The organism is Arsukibacterium sp. (genome assembly GCF_033721375.1).
Classification (GTDB): Bacteria; Pseudomonadota; Gammaproteobacteria; order Enterobacterales; family Alteromonadaceae; genus Alishewanella.
Genome location: NZ_JAWWAP010000007.1, coordinates 21,366 through 40,337, shown reverse-complemented (window position 1 = coordinate 40,337; position 18,972 = coordinate 21,366). Strand labels below are relative to the sequence as shown.

Sequence of the window (18,972 nt, the reverse complement as noted above, 5' to 3'; positions counted from 1 at the left end):
CGTTTACCGCTACAGTTGTAAACCTTCCCGACATAATTACGGGCGATTAGCCTGTTATTCCGGCTCAGATCCCGGCTGATCAGCCGCAATCAGTTGCGTTCCGCTGCAAGGCTTTGTATAACAGGGCGTCGTTAATTAAGCACAAGACTAAATCTATGAAATTATTCCATCAAACCATGCTTATTGCAGTGTCTGCGGGCCTGCTGTTCAGCAGCAATGCGGCCTTTGCCAAACCAGAACCTCAAACCTGGCGTACTGCTCCGGTTGCAGCCAAATCGGTTTACCAGGCTGATGCTTCTATTGAGCTGAGCCTCGAGCAAATTATGGCTGACCCTGACTGGTTGGGGCGGACACCGGAAAACGCCTTTTGGGGTGCAGACAGCAGCCAGGTGTTTTATCAGCAAAAGCGCGCAGGCAGTGAACTGCGTGACTGGTATCAGCGGCCGCTTGATGCCAATGACAATGGTGAGGCCGTGCCGCTAACCCAGCTGCATCAGATGGGTAGTAGCAATGTGCAGTACAGTGCAGATAAGCAGCTGCAGGCCTGGGTATTTGAGGGTAATATTTTTGTCCGTAAAGCCGATGGCGGGATTATGCAAATTACCCGCAGTAACGCCGGCTATAGCAATCCACAATTTTTACGGGACAACCGGCTGCTTTACCGCCAGGGCTGGACCTTTTTCACTGCAGATTTAAACAGCGGCCTGAATAGCGAGCTTATTAGTCTGAAAACCGAAGAGCAGCCAAAAGCGCCGGCAGTACCAAGCGGTTATCTGGCGCAGGAACAACACAAGCTGATCGACTATGTCGCCAAAGTTCATCGCCATAAAGTAGAGCAGTACCAAGCTGAAGTTGCGCTGCAGCAAGCGAATCCGGCTATGGCTCCCGTTGCAGCCTATTTTGGCAAAGACCAGCAAATTGTCGATGCCAGCGTATCACCCAATGCAGATTATCTGCTGGTGGCGGTACGTAAAGCGAAACCGCGCAATGAAAAAGATATTATGCCCAACTATATTACCGGGAGCGGTGATATTGCAGCACAGCCGGTCAGATGGCGGGTCAACGACTTTAAACCTGAGCCGCAGCGGCTTATTCTGGTGTCGTTAACCGATGGCAGCCAGTATCCGTTAAGCTACACCACTTTGCCAGGTTACAACGAAGATGTGCTGGCCGAAGTAAAAGCAGAAAACGCCAAAGCAAAAGGTGAAAAGTATAAAAGTGCCAAAGTGATCCGGGATATTGGCCTGATGACTGACTGGTACTGGAGCCAGAGCGCCATGCGCTGGCACAATAGCGGTGAGCAGGTTGCGGTGATGCTGAAAGCCTTTGATAACAAAGATCGCTGGATTGCCACGGTTGATTTTGATAAGAAAGCGCTGGTACCTCAGCACCGGTTACACGATAACGCCTGGGTCAACTACGCCTTTAACGATTTTGGCTGGTTTAACAACAGCCAGACTCTGTATTTTCTATCTGAAGAAAGCGGTTACTCGCATTTATACACTAAGGCGTTAACCGCCCGTAAAGCGCAAAAGCTAACCAGTGGTACCTTTGAAGTCAGCGATCCGACATTAACCGCTAACGATAACTATTTATACTTTAAAGCAAACGTTTCTCATCCGGGAATATATGAAGTATACCGGCTTAATCTGGCAAATACTGAGACTGAGCAATTGACCAGCCTGGGCGGTATGACAGATTTTACCCTGGCCCCGGATGAGCAAAAATTACTGTTAACCCATTCCACCAGCCTGATGCCGGAAGATTTATATCTGATGGCGGCAACGCCAAAAGCAGCAGTCATCAGACTAACCGATACGGTATCGGCTGAATTTAAGCGCTTGCCGCTGGTTGCGCCGCAAGTGGTGGCAGTGCCGTCCAGCCATACTAAGCAGCCCATATTCAGCAAAGTATATTATCCTGCAGACTATAAGCAGGGCGAGCCGCGCCGCGCCGTTATTTTTAACCATGGGGCGGGCTATCTGCAGAACAGCGATCTGGGCTGGTCGGGTTATTTCCGGGAATTTCTGTTCCATAATTTGCTGGCACAACAGGGTTATGTTGTGATGGATATGGATTACCGGGCATCAAAAGGCTATGGCCGCGACTGGCGCACAGCAATCTACCGCCAGATGGGAACGCCGGAAGTTGAAGATTTAGCCGATGGTGTTAACTGGCTGGTGGCCAACGCCAATATTGATCGCGAGCGCGTCGGCACTTATGGCGGCTCTTATGGTGGTTTTATGACCTTTATGGCGTTGTTTAAACAGCCTGACTTGTTCCAGGCGGGCGCGGCGCTGCGTCCGGTCAGTGACTGGGCTTACTACAACCACCCGTATACCTCTAATATCCTGAACACCCCGGATATTGACCCGATTGCGTACGAGCGCAGCTCGCCAATTTATTTTACCCAGGGTTTAACCAAACCGCTGCTGATCAATGCACCTATGGTGGATGATAATGTGTTTTTCCAGGATGTGGTGCGGCTGGTCCAGCGCTTAATCGAACAGGAAAAACAAGACTTTGAAACGGCGATTTATCCGGTAGAGCCGCATGGTTTCCGCCAGCCCAGCAGCTGGCTGGACGAATATCGGCGTATCTATAAGTTGTTTGAGCAGAATTTGTAGGTCGCAGATAATCCGGTGATGAGGCAGGAAACGCGATTTTGTCGGCGCAGAGTGTCTGAGCCCTGCCGCAGGCAGCAGGGCGAGTTGCTGCGACGAGCACAATCGGGTATTGCTGCCGAAATCCCTGTGCTAATAGAAATAGAAAACGTCTCTAAATGAGACGTTTTTTTATGCCACTAAACTGGTTAAAACACGGCTAAGGCTTTTTCAGCAAATCCCGGATTTCGACCAGTAATTTAACATCTTCCGGAATTTCAGCGACCTCAACCGGCTTGGCTTCTTCTTTTGCCTTCATCGAATTCATTGCTCTAACCCCGACGAATACTGCAAAAGCAATAATGATAAAATCAATAATAGTTTGCAAAAACATGCCGTACTTAATAACAACTTCGGCTTGCGTTTCAGTCGCTTGTTGTATGACCACCGCTAAATCGCGAAAATTAACCCCACCCAGTAATACACCAATGGGCGGCATAATAACGTCGTTGACAAAAGACGATACAATTTTGCCAAACGCAGCGCCGATAATAATCCCCACTGCCATATCAACCACATTGCCGCGCATGGCAAAGCTTTTAAACTCACCGAGCATACTCATAGTAAATTCCTGTTTTATTGTTATTTGTTTTATGGTTATTAACGTGCCTTACCGTTCGTTTCCGTTGCCGTGTGTTAGTCCGGGTGCTGGTTAGATGGCAGGTACAATCACTATAGTCAGGCCGGTTAAATTTACCAGCGTGCTTTATTCAGAAATTGTCGGTAGGCCAGCTCAGGCTGCCATTGGCCGCAACAAAGTCGGTATCGGCGTTAAACTCAAGGGTTTTGCCTGAGTAAGGGTGTTGTAACTGTAAGCTGGCCGCATGCAGCAATAACCGGGGGGCGGCAGCCTGCACATGTGGTGAGGCATAAAAGGCATCACCAAGGATCGGATGGCCCAGCGCCAGCATATGTACCCGTAGCTGATGCGAGCGGCCGGTTACCGGCCGCAATTCCAGCAGCGACGCCGTGGCTAAAGGTTGCAATACCCGGTAGTGGGTCAGGGCGGCTTTGCCGGTCTGGCTGCAGACTTTCTGCCGTGGGGCGTGGTCCGTATCCACGGCCAGCGGCAGGTCAATGCTGCCCTGACTGGCGGCGGGCTGGCCAGCCACTACCGCCAGATAACGTTTTTTAACTAACCGTTCGGCAAACTGGCGCTTTAACTCGCGCTCGGCTTTGCGGCGCAGGGCAATAACCACCACACCTGAGGTACTGAGATCAAGCCGGTGTACCAGTTGCGCCAAGGCAAACTCAGCCTGCACCCGGCTTAACAGACAGTCCGCTAAATGGGGGGCCCGGCCAGGGTTGGTTAACAAACCACTGGGTTTATTCAGCACAATAATATCTTTGTCCTGATATAAAATATCAAGCCAGGGTTCGGTAGGTGGGGTGTAGGTAAAAGTATCGGCCATAAGCTGGGGGGCAGTAATCAATCCGGTCAGCAGCATAACGGATTTTGCGCTGCAGACAAACCGCTTATCAGGCATAATAGCCATAAAGCGGCGAATGTATTTTACTATTTTGGCGAGTGGGTGTTATTGAATGGCAGACTTATCTGAACTGGCAGTGCTCCCGGCAACTGAGCAGCCGTTTAGCGTGTTATACGAGGATGAACAGCTGCTGGTAGTCAGTAAGCCCGCTAAGTTATTAACGGTGCCGGGCCGACATCCGGCAAATAAAGACTGCCTGATCAGCAGGGTGCAGCAGGAGTGGCCGACTGCTTCGGTGGTGCATCGGCTGGATTACGATACCTCAGGCATTGTGTTATTGCCGTTAACCAAACGCGCCTTGTCTGAGCTTAGTAAGCAGTTTCAGGCCCGCACTATCAGCAAGCAATATCAGGCAATTGTGGCAGGGCTGGTCGAAAAAACCCAGGGTGAGATTAATCTGCCGATAGCGGCTGATCCGGAAAACCGGCCTTTGTATAAAATATGCGAAAACGGTAAAGCATCACTAACCTATTATCAGGTACAGGGGCGTGATCAGCAGACAAACCACACCCGCTTGCTGCTGACGCCGGTTACCGGGCGCTCACACCAACTCAGGCTGCACCTGCAGGCGATAGGACACCCGATAGCAGGTGATCCACTGTATGGTAAACAGGATAAGAATGGTAACGTTGGCAGGTTGTTATTGCATGCCTGCAGCATCAGCTTCAGGCATCCGTTAACCGGCGAGCTAGTGACTCAGGATGATCCGCCAGAATTTTAACGAAACAGAGGAATAACCATGGAAGCTAATCATGTCGAGATCCGCCATCTGACCAATCAGGATATGGCCGAATTGCGCGAGGCATCTGAGCAGGTGTATGAAGCAGGACCATTGTTAACCTGGACCGCTGAGCGGGTTGATACCTTGCTGACTAAGTTTCCTGAAGGCCAGATCTGTGTCTGTGTTGACGGTAAAGTAGTGGGTTGTGCGTTTTCACTGATTATTGATTACCGTAAATTCAGTGATGATCATACTTACGAGCAAATTGTTTCCGGTTTTTCTTTTGATAACCATGATCATAATGGCGATGTGTTATACGGCATAGAAGTGTTTATTCATCCGGATTACCGTGGCTTACGGCTGGCACGACGGCTGTATGATGTTCGCAAAGAAATATGCGAGAACCTGAATTTACGCGCCATTATGGCTGGCGGCAGAATGCCCAATTATGAGCAGCACTCCGACAAACTGACGGCAAAACAATACATTGAAAAAGTTAAAAGCAAAGAATTGTATGATCCGGTACTCAGTTTTCAGCTGGCCAATGGCTTTCATGTCCGCAAGTTGCTAAAAGGCTATATCCCCGGTGATACCCAGTCGCAGGAGTATGCCACTTTGCTGGAGTGGGCCAATATTTATTACACCAAATCGGTAAAATTAATTAATGCGCCCAAAGCAGAAGTGCGCCTTGGCCTGGTGCAGTGGCAAATGCGCAATATGAAAGACATTAACCAGCTGTTTGAACAGATGGAGTTTTTTGTTGATGCGGTATCCGACTATAAAAGCGATTTTATTTTGTTCCCGGAACTGTTCGCCGCGCCATTGATGGAGCATTACAACCATTTAAGTGTCACCCAAAGCATTCGCGAACTGGCAAAATATACCGATACTATTCGCGACAAATTCGTTGAGTTTGCTATTGCCTATAACATCAATATTATTACCGGCAGTATGCCGTGCATCTATGATGGCAAGCTGCATAACAGCGGGTTTTTGTGCCGGCGCGACGGGAGCTGGGAGCAATACGATAAGGTGCATGTCACCCCGGCAGAAAAGCGCAACTGGGCCATGCACGGTGGCAATAAGGTAAAAGTGTTCGATACTGACTGCGGTAAAATTGGCATTATGATTTGCTACGATGTTGAGTTTCCGGAATACGCGCGTTTGTTATCAGACCAGGGAATGAACATTCTGTTTGTGCCTTTTTTAACCGATACCCAGAACGGTTATACCCGGGTGCGGCACTGTGCTATGGCGCGGGCGATTGAAAACGAGTGTTATGTGGCCATTGCCGGGGCAGTGGGTAATCTGGCGCGGGTTAATAATATGGATATTCAGTATGCCCAGTCGGCGTTATTTACGCCGTCAGATTTTGCCTTTCCGACTACCGGGATAAAAGCCGAAGCGACCCCTAATTCCGAAATGCTGCTGATTGTTGACGTTAATCTGGATTTATTAAAAGAGCTGCATACCCATGGCAGTGTTAACACCATGAAAGACCGCCGGCATGATGTATATCAGTTGTCGCTGGTTAATTCCGACAAACCGGAAAAATAAGCCGCTGCCTGTTGAAAAGATAAAAGAGCGACTCACTTTTCGTTATTTATTTAGCAGTGGCTTGTTTCTTTAAACGCTAAGCCTCATGATAGTGCTAGCAGGTTAACGACATCCGCCTGTGTCTGTTATGAGGTTTTATGCGCTGGTTCACTGGCTTTGCCATTCTGGTTTATCTGGCTTTATTGTCGTCACCGCAAGCATTGGCAGTGTATGGCAACGGGCTGGAACGGCTGGCAGATACCCAGCTGCAAGGGCTCAACCCTGCCATTTCTTCTGCGCTGCATCAACAAGCGATAGCCGCTGACAATAGCGACGATGATGAGCCGCCAGCAGCAATAATACCTGACAATCAGTTTCCTTTTCAGCTGGCGAGCTCTGCCGCTGAGATAAGTCGGCAATGGTTTGCTGTTGCTGCATTAAGCCAATCTTACTCTGCCCGCGCGCCCCCCGCTTTTATTTCACTGTAAAACTCAAACCGCAACGCTTTGTTGCTTATTTTTTGCCCGCTATAGCATAGCTAACGCTGCTTTAGTGGGGCTGAGTATGTGAAGGACACAACCTATGTTAAATAAAAACCCGGCCTGGCGTTATCTGGTCGTTATCGGCATGCTGTTATTAACCTTAGTCTATGCGTTACCTAATTTATATCCTGAAGAACCGGCGCTGAATATCAGCGCCAGCCGCGGCGGCACAATAACAGAGCAAACCCGGCTGCAGCTACAGCAGTCATTTATTGATGCCGGCATTGCTGCAAAATCAGTAGCGTTACATGACGGTAAAATAATTGCCCGTTTTAGTAATGCTGAGCAGCAACTGCAAGCGCTTGATCAGGCTAAAAATGTACTAGGTCGCAGTTACACCAGCGCCCTGAGCCTGATGCCGGCCACGCCTGGCTGGTTAACAGCAATTGGTGCTACGCCAATGAAGCTGGGGCTGGACCTGCGCGGTGGCGTGCATTTTTTGCTGGCCGTTGATATGCAAGCTGCAATGGACAAGCAGCTGAACGATATGGTCAGTGCCTTTCGCAGCGACCTGCGTCAGGCAGATATCCGTTATCTGAGTGTAAAGGCTGATTTGGCGCAGGGACAGATTACGCTCAGTTTTCGCCAGTCTGAAGATCTGAAGCAAGCAACATCACTGTTAAGCAAGCAGGATAACCAGTTAGTGATAACAGAGGGCGCTGAAAACCTGAGTTTACGGGTTGCTCTGACTGAGCAGCGCCAGCGTGAGATCCGCAATTATGCGCTTGAACAGAACATCACCATTCTGCGCAACCGGGTGAATGAGATTGGCGTGGCCGAGTCGGTAGTGCAGCGCCAGGGGGCAGATCGGATTGTAGTGCAATTACCCGGTGTCCAGGATACCGCCCAGGCTAAAGAAATATTAAGTGCTACCGCAACCCTGGAGTTTCGGTTGGTTGATACTGACAGTGATTTAGCTGCTGCAGTGGCAGGGCGGTTGTCCGCCAATGCTGATCTGTATCACAGTGCCGATGGCCGGCCAGTATTGTTGGAAAAGCGGGTGCTATTAACCGGCGATCATATTATTGATGCGGTTTCAGGCTATGACGAATACAGCCAGCCCAAGGTGTCGATTAAACTGGATAGTGCCGGTGGCAATTTAATGTCGGACGCCTCAAAAACTGCGGTTGGCCGCAGAATGGCCACCGTATTTATTGAGTATAAGCCAGGCAGCGAGCTCAATGCTGATGGTACAGCATTACTGGTGAAGCAGCAGGAGGTGATTAACGACGCCACCATTCAGATGCGACTGGGGCGTGATTTCGATATCACTGGCTTGAACTCGCCAGCAGAAGCACAGAATCTGGCCAGCTTATTACGTGCCGGTGCGCTGATAGCCCCCATTCAGGTGATTGAAGAGCGGACCATTGGCCCGAGTTTAGGCAAAGAAAATATTGCCCTGGGCTTAGCGGCTATTCAGTGGGGACTGGCTGCAGTTGTGCTGTTTATGCTGGTGTATTACAAAGCGTTCGGCCTGGTAGCCAATGTGGCACTGGCCGCAAATCTGGTATTGATAGTCGGTTTTCTGTCGATGATCCCGGGGGCAACACTAACCTTGCCGGGAATGGCCGGCATAGTACTGACGGTTGGTATGGCGGTTGATGCCAATGTGCTTATTTTTGAGCGAATACGGGAAGAGCTGGCAGAAGGACGCAGCATTCAGCAGGCGATTAACCTGGGATACGAGCGGGCTTTCGCTACCATTGCTGACTCAAATATTACCACCTTACTGGTGGCACTCATTCTGTTCGGGGTGGGCAGTGGCCCGGTAAAGGGATTCGCCATTACCCTGGCCATCGGCATTTTAACGTCAATATTTACTGCCGTAGTTGGCACCCGTTTGCTGGTTAACTTGTGCTGGGGTGGCCGCCGTTTGCAGTCACTGCCGCTGTAAGGAGTAATATATGCAATTATTTAAGTTTAACCAGCCGGTTAATTTTATGCGGATTAAATGGCCGGCGTTAGTGTTGTCAGCTTTGCTGATACTGGGATCTCTGGCGTCAATTTTCAGCAATGGCATTAACTGGGGCCTCGATTTTACCGGCGGCACGGTAATTGAAGTGGGCTTAAACCAGCCGGCAGATTTAACAGCAATCCGCGACACCCTGGCAGGTGCCGGCTACCCGGATGCGGTTATCCAGCTGTTTGGTTCCAGTAAAGATGTGCTGATCCGTATTCCGCTGCGCCCCGATCTCGCCCAGGAAAAAGTAGGCGAGGCGGTACTGCAGGCGCTGAATTATCAGCAAGCCGTGGCGGTAGACCTACGCCGGGTTGAATTCGTCGGGCCCAGCGTTGGCGAAGAGCTGAAGCAGGATGGTGGCATGGCTCTGCTGGTCGCATTAATTGGCATTTTACTGTACGTTGCCCTGCGCTTTGAATGGCGCTTGTCGGTCGGGGCAGTATTGTCGCTGGCGCATGATGTTATTTTAACGGTGGGGTTGTTTTCCGTGTTACAGCTGGAGTTTGATTTAACGGTACTTGCCGCCATTCTGGCGCTGATAGGTTATTCGATTAACGATACCATAGTGGTATTTGACCGGTTGCGGGAAAGCTTTCGTAAACTTCGTGACGCAACCGTTGATGACACCATAAACCATGCGATTACCTCGACCCTGAACCGGACGGTCATTACCTCTTTAACCACAGTGCTGGTGCTGCTGGTGTTGTTTTTTATGGGCGGCGCGCTAATTCATGGCTTTGCCGCAGCACTGCTATTTGGCATTGCAATAGGTACTTACTCATCAGTGTATGTTGCCAGTGCCATTGCCGAAGTGCTGGGGATCAGTCGCGAAGATATGCTGCCACCGCCTGTTGCAGAGCAGGAAGGTGCGCATATTTAACACGCTCTGAATTAACATAAAAACGGCCCGCAGGGGCCGATTTCTTTTGTTACTAATCAGATGACTGAAAACAGCGATTTGCGGTTTAATCGTCGAGAAAGCGCTCTGTCTTCACTTCGTTCTGGAACACAGTAGTAAAAGAGTTATTGGGAATTTTTGTCCACTTATCACTAATGTTGTCCAGGGGTTCAGAGACAATTATCGTGCTTCCCGCTGGTATTTGCGGTTTGCTGTTGGCAAACTCCTGCATACAATTGGTATCAGTTGAAACAAACTGGGTCATCGGTGCTTCATTATACGAGTAACGCAAGGTGTATAGTTTATTGCCATCGGAAAATGCACATGACAAATTAAGCACGCCGTCTTGTTCAGTTTCGTTCAGCACCTGTAATACTTCTCTGACCATTTTCTGCATCGCGGCTTTGGGATTGTCCGGCAAGCCATAGCTAATGGCCAGATAAAAAAAAGTTTCGCTATCAGTGGTGCCCTGCAGTAGCGGAAAGAGTTCCGGGCTAATCTTCATTTGCAGCGCACGGCGTATTTTGTTGAAGTGGCTGATATGGCCATTATGTTGAAATATCCAGTTCTTATACCTGAACGGGTGACAGTTTGCCCGCTGAATATCACCGGTAGTAGAAGCTCTGATATGGGCCAGAAAGGTATGCGATTTTATATGATGGCATAAGCTGTCAAGATTAGTATTATGCCAGGCGGGCAGATCATCTTTAAATAAACCCGGTTCTTCGCGTTCATCATACCAGCCGATACCAAAGCCATCGCCGTTAATACTAAGCAGTTCACCACTGTTGGTGAAATTCATCTGGCTGTGCCGGCTTTGCACCACCAGAGAGTGGTCAGGTTTAGTGACAAGGGTATCAAGATAGACTGGTTTGCCGGTGTAGGCTATCCATCGGCACATAAAATCCCCCGTTGTGATTCAAGTACGGTAGCACTAGTATAGTGATGCTCATAAAAGTTGCACACCTGACCGACCACATGGTCGATTATCGCATCGGCGATATTAATGCCGGTCACATTTTCAATGCCTTGCTCGCCGGTAAAATCCGGTGAAACGTTAACTTCCAGTAACATCGGGCCGGAATCAGCGCGAACAAAATCGACGCCGGCGACATTAATACCTATGGCAGCGGTCGCTGACAAGACTATCTCTTCTTCTTTGGCTGTCAGCTGATAAGGCTCTGAGCGGCCACCGAGTGCGACATTTGATCTGAAATCACCATCCTGGGAGCGGCGACACATTGCGGCCACGACTTTGCCGCCGACCACAAAGGCTCTGACATCAGTACCGGCCGCTTCGGCAATAAAAGACTGAATAATATAACTGGCACCCAGCTGGCCAAAGGTTTTAACAATGTTATCCATTTCTTTTAAATTTTTGGCCAGAAAAATACCGGTGCCTTCGGTACTCTCAATTAATTTAACAATCATTGGTACGCCAATGGTTTTGGCTAGTTGCCGGAAACCCTGTGGGGTATAGGCAATACCGGTTGCCGGGAACGGCAGGCCTCTGGCCAGTAAGTATTGCAGGCTTTTAAGTTTGTCCCGACCCAGTCGCAGTGCTGCTGGCGACTCACTGACATAGGTCTGGCTGCAGATAAACTGCTGCAACACATTGGTTCCGTAATCTGTAAAGTTGACATTCAACCTTGGAATAATAGCGTCCAGACTTTTAGTGATATCCTGATCCCGCCAGTAAATAACTGGCTTTTCACTGGTCAGTACCATGCTGATATCGCGGATATTGTAACGTTCAGCTTTGTGACCTTTAGCTCTGGCAGCGTCGAGCAATCGTTTATCGTCCTGTTCCTGGTCTGTGGATAAAATGCAGATATTCATCCTGATTCAACCCTCATCTTTTGTTATGTAAAAGTAAAGTGTAGCACAGCAACATAAAGCCATTTGGGCAGCCAAAAATTGAAATTTACGACTAGACTTAACGTTTCAGGCACGGATTTGACAGACGTTTAACGTTTTTTGCCTGGTTAACTTATAGCGTAGCCGGCCCGGTGGTTGCTACTGTTGGTAATTTAGTCAGAGGATAAGTATGTGTGGAATAGCAGGAGAAATTAATTTTCACGGTAAAGCATCAAGTCATTATGTTAATTCAATGCTGGAGCATCTGGCACCCCGTGGCCCGGACGGTTGGGGCATAAACGCTCAGGGCAACATGTGTTTTGGCCATCAGCGGCTGAAAGTTATAGATTTAACGGCAGCAGGCGCTCAGCCGATGCACGATGCGAACCTGGGGCTGACTATTGTATTTAACGGCTGTATTTACAATTACAAGGCGTTACGGCAGGAGCTGGAGCAACTGGGGCATCAGTTTTTTTCCACCAGTGACACCGAGGTGATTCTAAAGGCTTATGCCCAGTGGCAGGAGCAGTGTATGAGCCGTTTTAATGGCATGTTTGCTTTTGCTATCTGGCATCGCGACAGCAACAGTACTTTTTTTGCCCGCGACCGGCTGGGAATAAAACCTTTGTATTATCACCATAATCACCAGGGGTTCTGGTTTTCATCAACCTTACCATCTTTATTAAAGTGCCCGGAAGTACCGGCAACGTTAAGCCCGTTAGGGGTGCATCAGTATATGTCGTTCCGGGCCATTGTTGGCGCTGATACCTTATTCAGTAACGTGCATAAATTGTTACCCGGTCACTGGTTAAAAGTCAGTGCTGAGGGAAAGATAAGCCAGGGCTGCTACTGGCAGCTGAACAGCAAGGTAGACGACAGTGATAAGCGCAGCGAACAGGACTGGCACGAGGCATTAAAAGCTTCCTTATTTAGCAGTGCTAAACGCCGGCTGGAAGCCGACGTACCAGTAGGCGTGCTGCTGTCAGGTGGTGTTGACTCATCGTTGCTGGTGGGGATGCTTAGCGAGCTGGGGCAGAAAAAACTGCATACCTTTTCTATCGGCTTTGACAATGTGGCAGAGGAAGAGGGCAACGAATTTAAATACTCTGATATTATTGCCGGGCATTACGATACTGAACACAACAAGATTTTTGCCCGGCACAGTACGTTGTTAGAGCATTTGCGGCCCTGTATTGATGCAATGTCTGAGCCGATGGTCAGCCATGATGTAATCGGCTTTTACCTGCTGGCTCAGGCGGTCAGCCAGCATGTAAAAGTGGTGCAAAGCGGTCAGGGGGCAGATGAGGTTTTTGCCGGTTATCACTGGTATCCGCCGATGACTGATGTTTCTGAGCAGCAAGCCGCAGAGTGTTATGCCAAGGCTTATTTTTCCTGGGACGAAGCAGAGCTGTCGAAGGTGCTGACACCGGAATACTGTCTGAGTAATGAGTCGCTTAAACTGGTGCAGCAGCATTTTGCCAATTGTGGTTCACGCTTGCCGGTAGATAAAGCACTGCATCTGGACACTTCGGTGATGCTGGTCGATGATCCGGTAAAACGGGTCGATAACATGACCATGGCATTTGGTCTGGAAGCGCGGGTGCCATTTTTGGATCATGAACTGGTAGAGCTGGCGTTTCAGATCCCGCACCCGTTAAAACTGCGCGATGGCGGTAAGTACCTGTTAAAGCAGGTCGCCAGAGATATTATACCCAGTGCGGTTATCGACCGGCCGAAAGGCTATTTTCCGGTGCCGGCTTTGCGCCAGATGCAAGGCGAGTATCTGGAACTGGCCAAAGAGGTATTCAGCCAGCCCGAAGCCAGAGCCCGTAAACTGTTTAATATGAACTACATTGATGCCATGCTGGCAGCACCGGAACATTACACCGGTAAATTCGGCTCCAAATTGTGGCAGGTTACCTTGCTGGAACTCTGGTTGCAGCGCCACGGTATCCACTGAGTCCCTGGTGAGCCAGCCTGCAATAAGCAAGCAGTAACAGCAAGAAAAAAACGGCCTGAATGGCCGTTTTTTTAAGTTTTTAAGCCAGTTAGTGGCTGGTCGCTTTTTTCAATGCCCGCATTTCATCATGGCATTCCTGCATCGTTGTTAATGACTGGCGCAAGGCCGTCTCAAACTGTGGCGGCTGGTTTTCCTTTAATGCGGCTTTCAGCTCTTCCAGCGTTTTATCTTCGACTTCTTCAAGTTGGCTGATGTAGGTATGCTCTTTATCAGATGACATTGCACCTATTACCTTGGTGTATACTTTACGGGCCTCTACAGTAAAGGCTGAGCCATCTTCACGCTCACCATCTTCCTGAATAGCGAACGGTTGCAGACGCTCTTTTATCAGCCGGCGAGCGTTTAGCATCCGGTCAAAAAATTGTGCCAGCTGCCGATCATCCACTTTTTCTTTGGCGTCGCCATAAAAATCGATACCGCTGTTCAGCACCTGAATAATGTCATGTACATGTTTTATTTCCGGGTTATTTAACTGTGCCATAAGGTGAGTTCTCCATATTAATTTAATATCTGGCAGCTATAGCTTTTGCTTAGTGCCACTAAACACATCCATCTGACAGGACAATGATCTAAATGCAGCATGCAGGCCAGCTTGGGTACATGTAGGCTACTGGTGGCAAAATTAATGATTAAGATATTGATTTATTTGAATTATATATAGTTGTGCGGATTGGTTAATTAGAGATGATTTCCATTCATTGCTAAAATACTCCGCAGTTATTTCATGCTTCTGTTAACAAACCGGTAGTTTTTACCAGTGCGGCTTTGCAAGCTGAAAGTAGTAACCAGAGCCGTGGTTATACATTCAATTTTTGGGTGTTTTCTGCCGGAGTTAACTATGCTACGGTCAGTCAATAGCTAGATTATGTTCAGAGGCCGTCAATGACCCAGGACCCTTCTGCCACCGAAACCAATCCGCTGCCCACCCGCCCGAACCCTGCGGATGATGCTATGGTTTTTGCTGATGACCCGGAAACAACAACGGCCGAGCTTCAGTACTGGACCGTGCTGATTGTGGATGATGATCCTGAAATTCATCAGGTTACCTTACTGGCGCTGCGTGATTTTAATTTTCAGAACCATAAACTTAAATTTATCAGCGCTTACAGTGCCGCTGAAGCCAGGCCCATTCTGGCAGAACGCGATGATATTGCCCTGGTGTTGCTGGACGTGGTAATGGAAACTGACGATGCTGGTCTGACGTTGGTGCATTATATCCGTGACACCTTGCAAAACCATCTGGTACGTATTGTACTGCGCACCGGCCAGCCAGGGCAGGCCCCTGAGCAAAAAGTGGTTCAGGATTACGATATCAATGATTACCGGGCTAAAACGGAACTGACAGTGCAACGTTTAACCACCACTGTGTTGTCGGCACTGCGGGCTTATACGGCGATATCGGAGCTCGCGCTGTTAAATGAAACTCTTGAGGCAAAAGTTCAGGCCAGAACGGCAGAGCTGGCGGTTATCAATCAGCAGTTGCAGCAATCACTGGCTGAACTGGAGGCCGGCGAGCGTGCCGGTAAACAGGTTCAGTTTAAAATGTTGCCCGCCCCGCAGTTTAGCTGGGGCGAATATCAGTTCAGTCATGCGTTGTATCCTTCTGATTTTATGAGCGGCGATTTTGTCGATTATTTTAATGCTGATGAGCATAACGTTGTGTTTTATATTGCCGACGTGGCGGGCCATGGCGTGGCATCGGCTTTTGTAACCGTTTACTTAAAGCGTTTTATCAGTGCCGCGCTGGAGCAGTACCAGCGGGGGAGTACTGACATATTGCTGGACCCGGCAGCACTGTTAGCCGCGTTGAACAGTGAATTGCTGCGTGAAAACATCAGCAAATATATTGCGCTGTTCTATGCCGTACTTGATACCCAAAGCCATCAACTGCGCTATGCCAATGCCGGGGCCTATCCCTGGCCGCTTTTCCAGCAACCGCAACCAGCTGATGCAAATTACCTCGAGTTAAAAAGCACTCCGGCTGGCATGTTTGACTTTGCCCGTTATCAGAATAAACAGCTTAATATGACGGCCGGTAGCAGTTTATTGTTGTGTTCTGACGGTTTACTGGATTTATTGCCGCAGCCGGATAATGAGCAAAAACTGCAGTTTCTGCAGCAACAGAGTAAAGCAACCACTGACATTCCGCTCCTGCTGCAGGCGCTGGATATTCAGCCGGACCAGACACTACCGGATGATTTAACTATACTGAGGGTAACCCGTGGCCGGAGTAATACCTGATGCAACAGCAGATTTTGTTTGCAAGTATTAATAGTTGTTGTTTTTTTAAGCTGTGCGGCGAGTTGCGTTACACCAATGCCGCCGGAATGGATGATCTAATTGAAAGACTGTTCAGCAAACCGGTCAGTTGTCAGCAGGTGATCATTGATTTAAACGACGCTACTTTTCTGGATAGTACCCATGTCGGCCTGTTGGCCAGCCTGGCACGCTATTGCCAGCAACAGCAGTTGCCAAAGCCAACCCTGTTTTCGACCCAGCCCCAGATAAACGAATTGCTGTTCAGCTTGTGTCTGGACGAGGCATTTGAGATTGTTGAAAAGCCGACCAGCCCTGATGTCACTCTGAGCAGCGTGACAACCAGCCCTTATAGTGAACAGCAACAAGGTGAGATGATCTTACGGGCACATCAGGCGCTGATTGATTTAAATGACAAAAATAAAGCTGAATTTCAGCCACTGGTTGATTTACTAAAGCAACAGTTAAACTAGCACTTCAATAATGCTGTTAACTCTGCCCGCGGCATAGCCGGGGCATACAGGTAGCCCTGGCCGGTTGCGCAACCGGCCTGCAGTAAAAAATCCCGTTGTCTTGGGTGTTCAACGCCTTCGGCAATCACATCCAGACCCAGGGCATTGGCCATAGCAATAATAGCCAGTGCAATCTGACTGTCCTCGGCGTTTTCCGGTAATTCATCGACAAAGCTGCGATCAATTTTAAGGCAGTCAATCGGCAACCGGCGTAAATACGACAACGACGAGTAACCGGTGCCAAAATCATCGATGGAGATGCGAAAGCCCTGTTGGCGCAGGCTGGTCAGTAAGGCGAACGTGGCCTCTGCCTGCTCGGGGATCAGGCAGCTTTCGGTCAGTTCCAGCTCGATGCAGCGCGGCGAAATATCATACTGACAAAGATGATGTTGCAGCCGCTGATTAAAGGTCGGGTCGATAAGCTGCACCGCCGAAATATTCACTGCTACCGGCACCTTAAGCTGATGATCGCGAATATCACGACATACCTGCGCCAGCACCTGATCACCCAGTAAATTAATTAAGCCAAGTTTCTCTGCCAGCGGAATAAAACGATCGGGCGCAATAAAACCATGCTGATAATGCTGCCAGCGCACCAGTGCCTCCAGCGAGCATATTTCACCGCTGGCAAGGTCGACCTTAGGCTGATACCAGACTTCCATATTCTGCTGCTGCAGTGCCAGGCGCAGCTCCTGTTCAAGCTTCAGTTCATCATGGCTTTGCTGGCCAATGTGTTCCTGATAAAAACAATACTGATTACGACCGGCAGCTTTTGCCTGATACATTGCTACATCGGCATGCTTTATCAGCTGATCAGTGGTATTGGCATCAGCGGGGAACACACTGATACCAATGCTGGTGGTCAGAAAAAAATCCTGCTGTAATAAACGAAAGGGTTTCTCAAACTGGCTGATAAGCCTTCTGGCCAGCACTTCCAGCGACGCAATATCATCTACTTCCGGCAGCAGAATGGTAAATTCATCACCACCGAGCCTGGCGACCGATTCACCATCACGGACACTGGCTGTTAAGCGCCTTGCAACTTCGGTCAATGCCTCATCTCCGGCCTGATGGCCCAGGGTATCATTAATCCGTTTAAATAAATCTAAATCGAGAAACAGTACGGCCATCTTATGCTGATGGCGCTGCGCATTGGCCAGTGCCAGTTTTAACCGGTCAAGGAACAGCCGCCGGTTCGCCAGGCCGGTAAGTTCATCCAGATAGGCCAGCTGATGAATTTTCTTTTCCTGATGTTTACGCTCACTGATATCACTGAAAATGGCAGCGAACTGACAAGTTTCCCCTTTTTCATCTCTTATCGCAGTAATTGACAGCCATTGCGGGTAAATGTCACCGTTTTTACGCTTATTCCATATTTCACCCTGCCAGTGACCCTGCTCAGTCAGGGTTAGCCACATTGATCGGTAAAAATCTTTATTATGTAAGCCAGAACTGAGCAGGGCCGGGGTCTGGCCCAGCGCTTCTGCTGCGCTGTAACCGGTAAGCTGACTGAAACTGGGGTTTACTGATTCGATAATGCCATGCACGTTGGTGATCATAATACCGTCGAGTGACGCATCAATAACTTTTTGCGCCAGACGCAGATAATCGGCTGAGGTGCGAAGCGCCTGATCCCGGGCTTGCAGTGCCTGTTTTAACTGTTCAACATAGGCATATTCAACATTAATCAGAATATCGCTGAACGACAACACGCCGCAAATCCTCTGCTGGTCATCGGTTACGGCAAGATGACGAAAGTTTTTCTCTTTTAAAATATCAACCGCCTGCAACAGGCTGCAATCTCTGCTAACCGTTAATACCGGCCGCTGGGCCAGATCCGAAAGCTCGCTGTGACAGCTACCTTCGGCAATCAGCTTAATTAAATCGCGCTCAGTAATAATGCCAGGGATTTCATCAGCAAACTCAACGATAGCAGCCTCGGCATTGTGCTGATGCATGGTTTGCACGGCCAGGCTAAGCGGGGTGCTGCTGGCTATCTTCAGCGGCGGTTTAGAAATGCAGGAGCCAACATCTCTTAACCGCAGGTAGTGTTCAATCCGCTGCTGCCGGACGATATCACTCTGAGTCAGGATGCCGAGCGGACGCTGTTCACTGTCTACTACCAGTAGCCGGCGGATCCGCTTTTGCAACATCAGGCTGGCAGCCTGATTCAGCGGCGTGTCAGCGTCAACATGGATAACCGGCGTGGTCATCAGCTGGCTGATAGGCTGCTGATAGGCTGGTGTCAGCTGACAGTTGACCCGTTTGGCATCGGCTTCTGTCCAGATCCCCAGTACGTTATGGTGCTCAGTGATCAGAATACAACTGACCTGATGCTGATGCATCAGGCGGGCTGCCTGCTGGACACTGGTGTCCGGGCTGCAGCAGAGCAATTGCTTACTGATAAGTTGAGAAACCTTTGGTTCCTGTTCCTGAGGTATTGCAAGTAACTGACTAAGATTGGTTACCACTTCTGTACCGCTTTGTCCGATAAACCAGTGGTAATTATAAAGATGA

General features: G+C 49.2%; 15 protein-coding genes. 9 read left to right on the top strand and 6 right to left on the bottom strand.

Translation table 11 applies throughout. The annotated features are described in order from the left end of the window. The first annotated feature begins 155 nt into the window (after positions 1–155). A complete protein-coding gene (locus tag R3187_RS11875) occupies positions 156–2,627 on the top strand; it encodes a S9 family peptidase (RefSeq protein ID WP_318967271.1) in 2,472 nt (823 codons plus the stop codon). 196 nt (positions 2,628–2,823) lie between these two features. On the opposite strand, the gene mscL is transcribed toward R3187_RS11875, so the two are convergent. Both mscL and R3187_RS11865 read right to left on the bottom strand, forming a co-directional pair. Continuing rightward, entirely contained in the window at positions 2,824–3,225 is a 402-nt protein-coding gene (gene mscL / locus R3187_RS11870; protein ID WP_318967270.1) for a large-conductance mechanosensitive channel protein MscL, read from the bottom strand. 148 nt (positions 3,226–3,373) lie between these two features. Continuing rightward, a complete protein-coding gene (locus R3187_RS11865) occupies positions 3,374–4,159 on the bottom strand; it encodes an RluA family pseudouridine synthase (RefSeq protein ID WP_413229026.1) in 786 nt (261 codons plus the stop codon). Positions 4,160–4,205: 46 nt separating this feature from the next. Between R3187_RS11865 and R3187_RS11860 the strand changes: the two genes are divergently transcribed. From R3187_RS11860 to secF, 5 genes are all read left to right on the top strand, one after another. Continuing rightward, positions 4,206–4,874, top strand: a complete 669-nt coding sequence (locus tag R3187_RS11860) for an RluA family pseudouridine synthase (protein ID WP_318967269.1) — start codon at positions 4,206–4,208, stop codon at positions 4,872–4,874. An 18-nt stretch (positions 4,875–4,892) separates the two neighbouring features. After that, positions 4,893–6,431, top strand: a complete 1,539-nt coding sequence (locus R3187_RS11855) for a bifunctional GNAT family N-acetyltransferase/carbon-nitrogen hydrolase family protein (protein WP_318967268.1) — start codon at positions 4,893–4,895, stop codon at positions 6,429–6,431. Positions 6,432–6,568: 137 nt separating this feature from the next. Then, positions 6,569–6,898, top strand: coding sequence for a hypothetical protein (locus tag R3187_RS11850; protein ID WP_318967267.1), 330 nt, complete (start codon positions 6,569–6,571; stop codon positions 6,896–6,898). A gap of 94 nt (positions 6,899–6,992) precedes the next feature. Next, the gene (gene secD, locus R3187_RS11845; protein WP_318967266.1) at positions 6,993–8,846 is read left to right on the top strand and encodes a protein translocase subunit SecD; all 1,854 of its coding nucleotides are present in this window, start codon (positions 6,993–6,995) and stop codon (positions 8,844–8,846) included. 10 nt (positions 8,847–8,856) lie between these two features. Further along, a complete protein-coding gene (secF, locus tag R3187_RS11840; RefSeq protein WP_318967265.1) occupies positions 8,857–9,792 on the top strand; it encodes a protein translocase subunit SecF in 936 nt (311 codons plus the stop codon). 85 nt (positions 9,793–9,877) lie between these two features. Here secF and R3187_RS11835 read toward each other — a convergent pair whose 3' ends face one another. Both R3187_RS11835 and R3187_RS11830 read right to left on the bottom strand, forming a co-directional pair. Further along, complete coding sequence (locus R3187_RS11835) at positions 9,878–10,711, bottom strand: class II glutamine amidotransferase (RefSeq protein ID WP_318967264.1); 834 nt, start codon at positions 10,709–10,711, stop codon at positions 9,878–9,880. After that, complete coding sequence (locus R3187_RS11830; protein WP_318967263.1) at positions 10,696–11,649, bottom strand: RimK family alpha-L-glutamate ligase; 954 nt, start codon at positions 11,647–11,649, stop codon at positions 10,696–10,698. Before R3187_RS11830 ends, R3187_RS11835 begins: the two co-directional genes overlap by 16 nt. Before the next feature lie 208 nt (positions 11,650–11,857). Here R3187_RS11830 and R3187_RS11825 point away from each other — a divergent pair, with 208 nt between their 5' ends. Then, positions 11,858–13,627 (top strand): N-acetylglutaminylglutamine amidotransferase, encoded by a 1,770-nt coding sequence (locus R3187_RS11825; protein WP_318967262.1) that lies wholly within the window; start codon positions 11,858–11,860, stop codon positions 13,625–13,627. An 88-nt stretch (positions 13,628–13,715) separates the two neighbouring features. Here R3187_RS11825 and R3187_RS11820 read toward each other — a convergent pair whose 3' ends face one another. Continuing rightward, positions 13,716–14,168: a PA2169 family four-helix-bundle protein gene (locus R3187_RS11820; RefSeq protein WP_318967261.1), complete on the bottom strand. Its 453-nt coding sequence runs from the start codon at positions 14,166–14,168 to the stop codon at positions 13,716–13,718. Between the two features lie 401 nt (positions 14,169–14,569). Here R3187_RS11820 and R3187_RS11815 point away from each other — a divergent pair, with 401 nt between their 5' ends. Together R3187_RS11815 and R3187_RS11810 are read left to right on the top strand one after the other, a co-directional pair. Then, positions 14,570–15,928 (top strand): PP2C family protein-serine/threonine phosphatase, encoded by a 1,359-nt coding sequence (locus tag R3187_RS11815; RefSeq protein WP_318967260.1) that lies wholly within the window; start codon positions 14,570–14,572, stop codon positions 15,926–15,928. Then, positions 15,928–16,416 (top strand): STAS domain-containing protein, encoded by a 489-nt coding sequence (locus tag R3187_RS11810; protein ID WP_318967259.1) that lies wholly within the window; start codon positions 15,928–15,930, stop codon positions 16,414–16,416. The genes R3187_RS11815 and R3187_RS11810 overlap by 1 nt, the downstream gene beginning before the upstream one ends. On the opposite strand, the gene R3187_RS11805 is transcribed toward R3187_RS11810, so the two are convergent. Beyond that, positions 16,413–18,926 carry an EAL domain-containing protein gene (locus tag R3187_RS11805; protein ID WP_318967258.1) on the bottom strand — a complete coding sequence of 838 codons (2,514 nt, stop codon included), beginning with the start codon at positions 18,924–18,926 and terminating at the stop codon, positions 16,413–16,415. The two genes, R3187_RS11810 and R3187_RS11805, sit on opposite strands and share 4 nt — an antisense overlap. Between the last annotated feature and the right edge of the window lie 46 nt (positions 18,927–18,972).

What these genes read in the sequence shown, in the direction of transcription:
- R3187_RS11875 (WP_318967271.1), top strand. Translation starts at nt 156, where the DNA reads ATGAAATTATTCCATCAAACCATGCTTATTGCAGTGTCTGCGGGCCTG.
- mscL (WP_318967270.1), bottom strand. Translation starts at nt 3,225, where the DNA reads ATGAGTATGCTCGGTGAGTTTAAAAGCTTTGCCATGCGCGGCAATGTG.
- R3187_RS11865 (WP_413229026.1), bottom strand. Translation starts at nt 4,159, where the DNA reads ATGGCTATTATGCCTGATAAGCGGTTTGTCTGCAGCGCAAAATCCGTT.
- R3187_RS11860 (WP_318967269.1), top strand. Translation starts at nt 4,206, where the DNA reads ATGGCAGACTTATCTGAACTGGCAGTGCTCCCGGCAACTGAGCAGCCG.
- R3187_RS11855 (WP_318967268.1), top strand. Translation starts at nt 4,893, where the DNA reads ATGGAAGCTAATCATGTCGAGATCCGCCATCTGACCAATCAGGATATG.
- R3187_RS11850 (WP_318967267.1), top strand. Translation starts at nt 6,569, where the DNA reads ATGCGCTGGTTCACTGGCTTTGCCATTCTGGTTTATCTGGCTTTATTG.
- secD (WP_318967266.1), top strand. Translation starts at nt 6,993, where the DNA reads ATGTTAAATAAAAACCCGGCCTGGCGTTATCTGGTCGTTATCGGCATG.
- secF (WP_318967265.1), top strand. Translation starts at nt 8,857, where the DNA reads ATGCAATTATTTAAGTTTAACCAGCCGGTTAATTTTATGCGGATTAAA.
- R3187_RS11835 (WP_318967264.1), bottom strand. Translation starts at nt 10,711, where the DNA reads ATGTGCCGATGGATAGCCTACACCGGCAAACCAGTCTATCTTGATACC.
- R3187_RS11830 (WP_318967263.1), bottom strand. Translation starts at nt 11,649, where the DNA reads ATGAATATCTGCATTTTATCCACAGACCAGGAACAGGACGATAAACGA.
- R3187_RS11825 (WP_318967262.1), top strand. Translation starts at nt 11,858, where the DNA reads ATGTGTGGAATAGCAGGAGAAATTAATTTTCACGGTAAAGCATCAAGT.
- R3187_RS11820 (WP_318967261.1), bottom strand. Translation starts at nt 14,168, where the DNA reads ATGGCACAGTTAAATAACCCGGAAATAAAACATGTACATGACATTATT.
- R3187_RS11815 (WP_318967260.1), top strand. Translation starts at nt 14,570, where the DNA reads ATGACCCAGGACCCTTCTGCCACCGAAACCAATCCGCTGCCCACCCGC.
- R3187_RS11810 (WP_318967259.1), top strand. Translation starts at nt 15,928, where the DNA reads ATGCAACAGCAGATTTTGTTTGCAAGTATTAATAGTTGTTGTTTTTTT.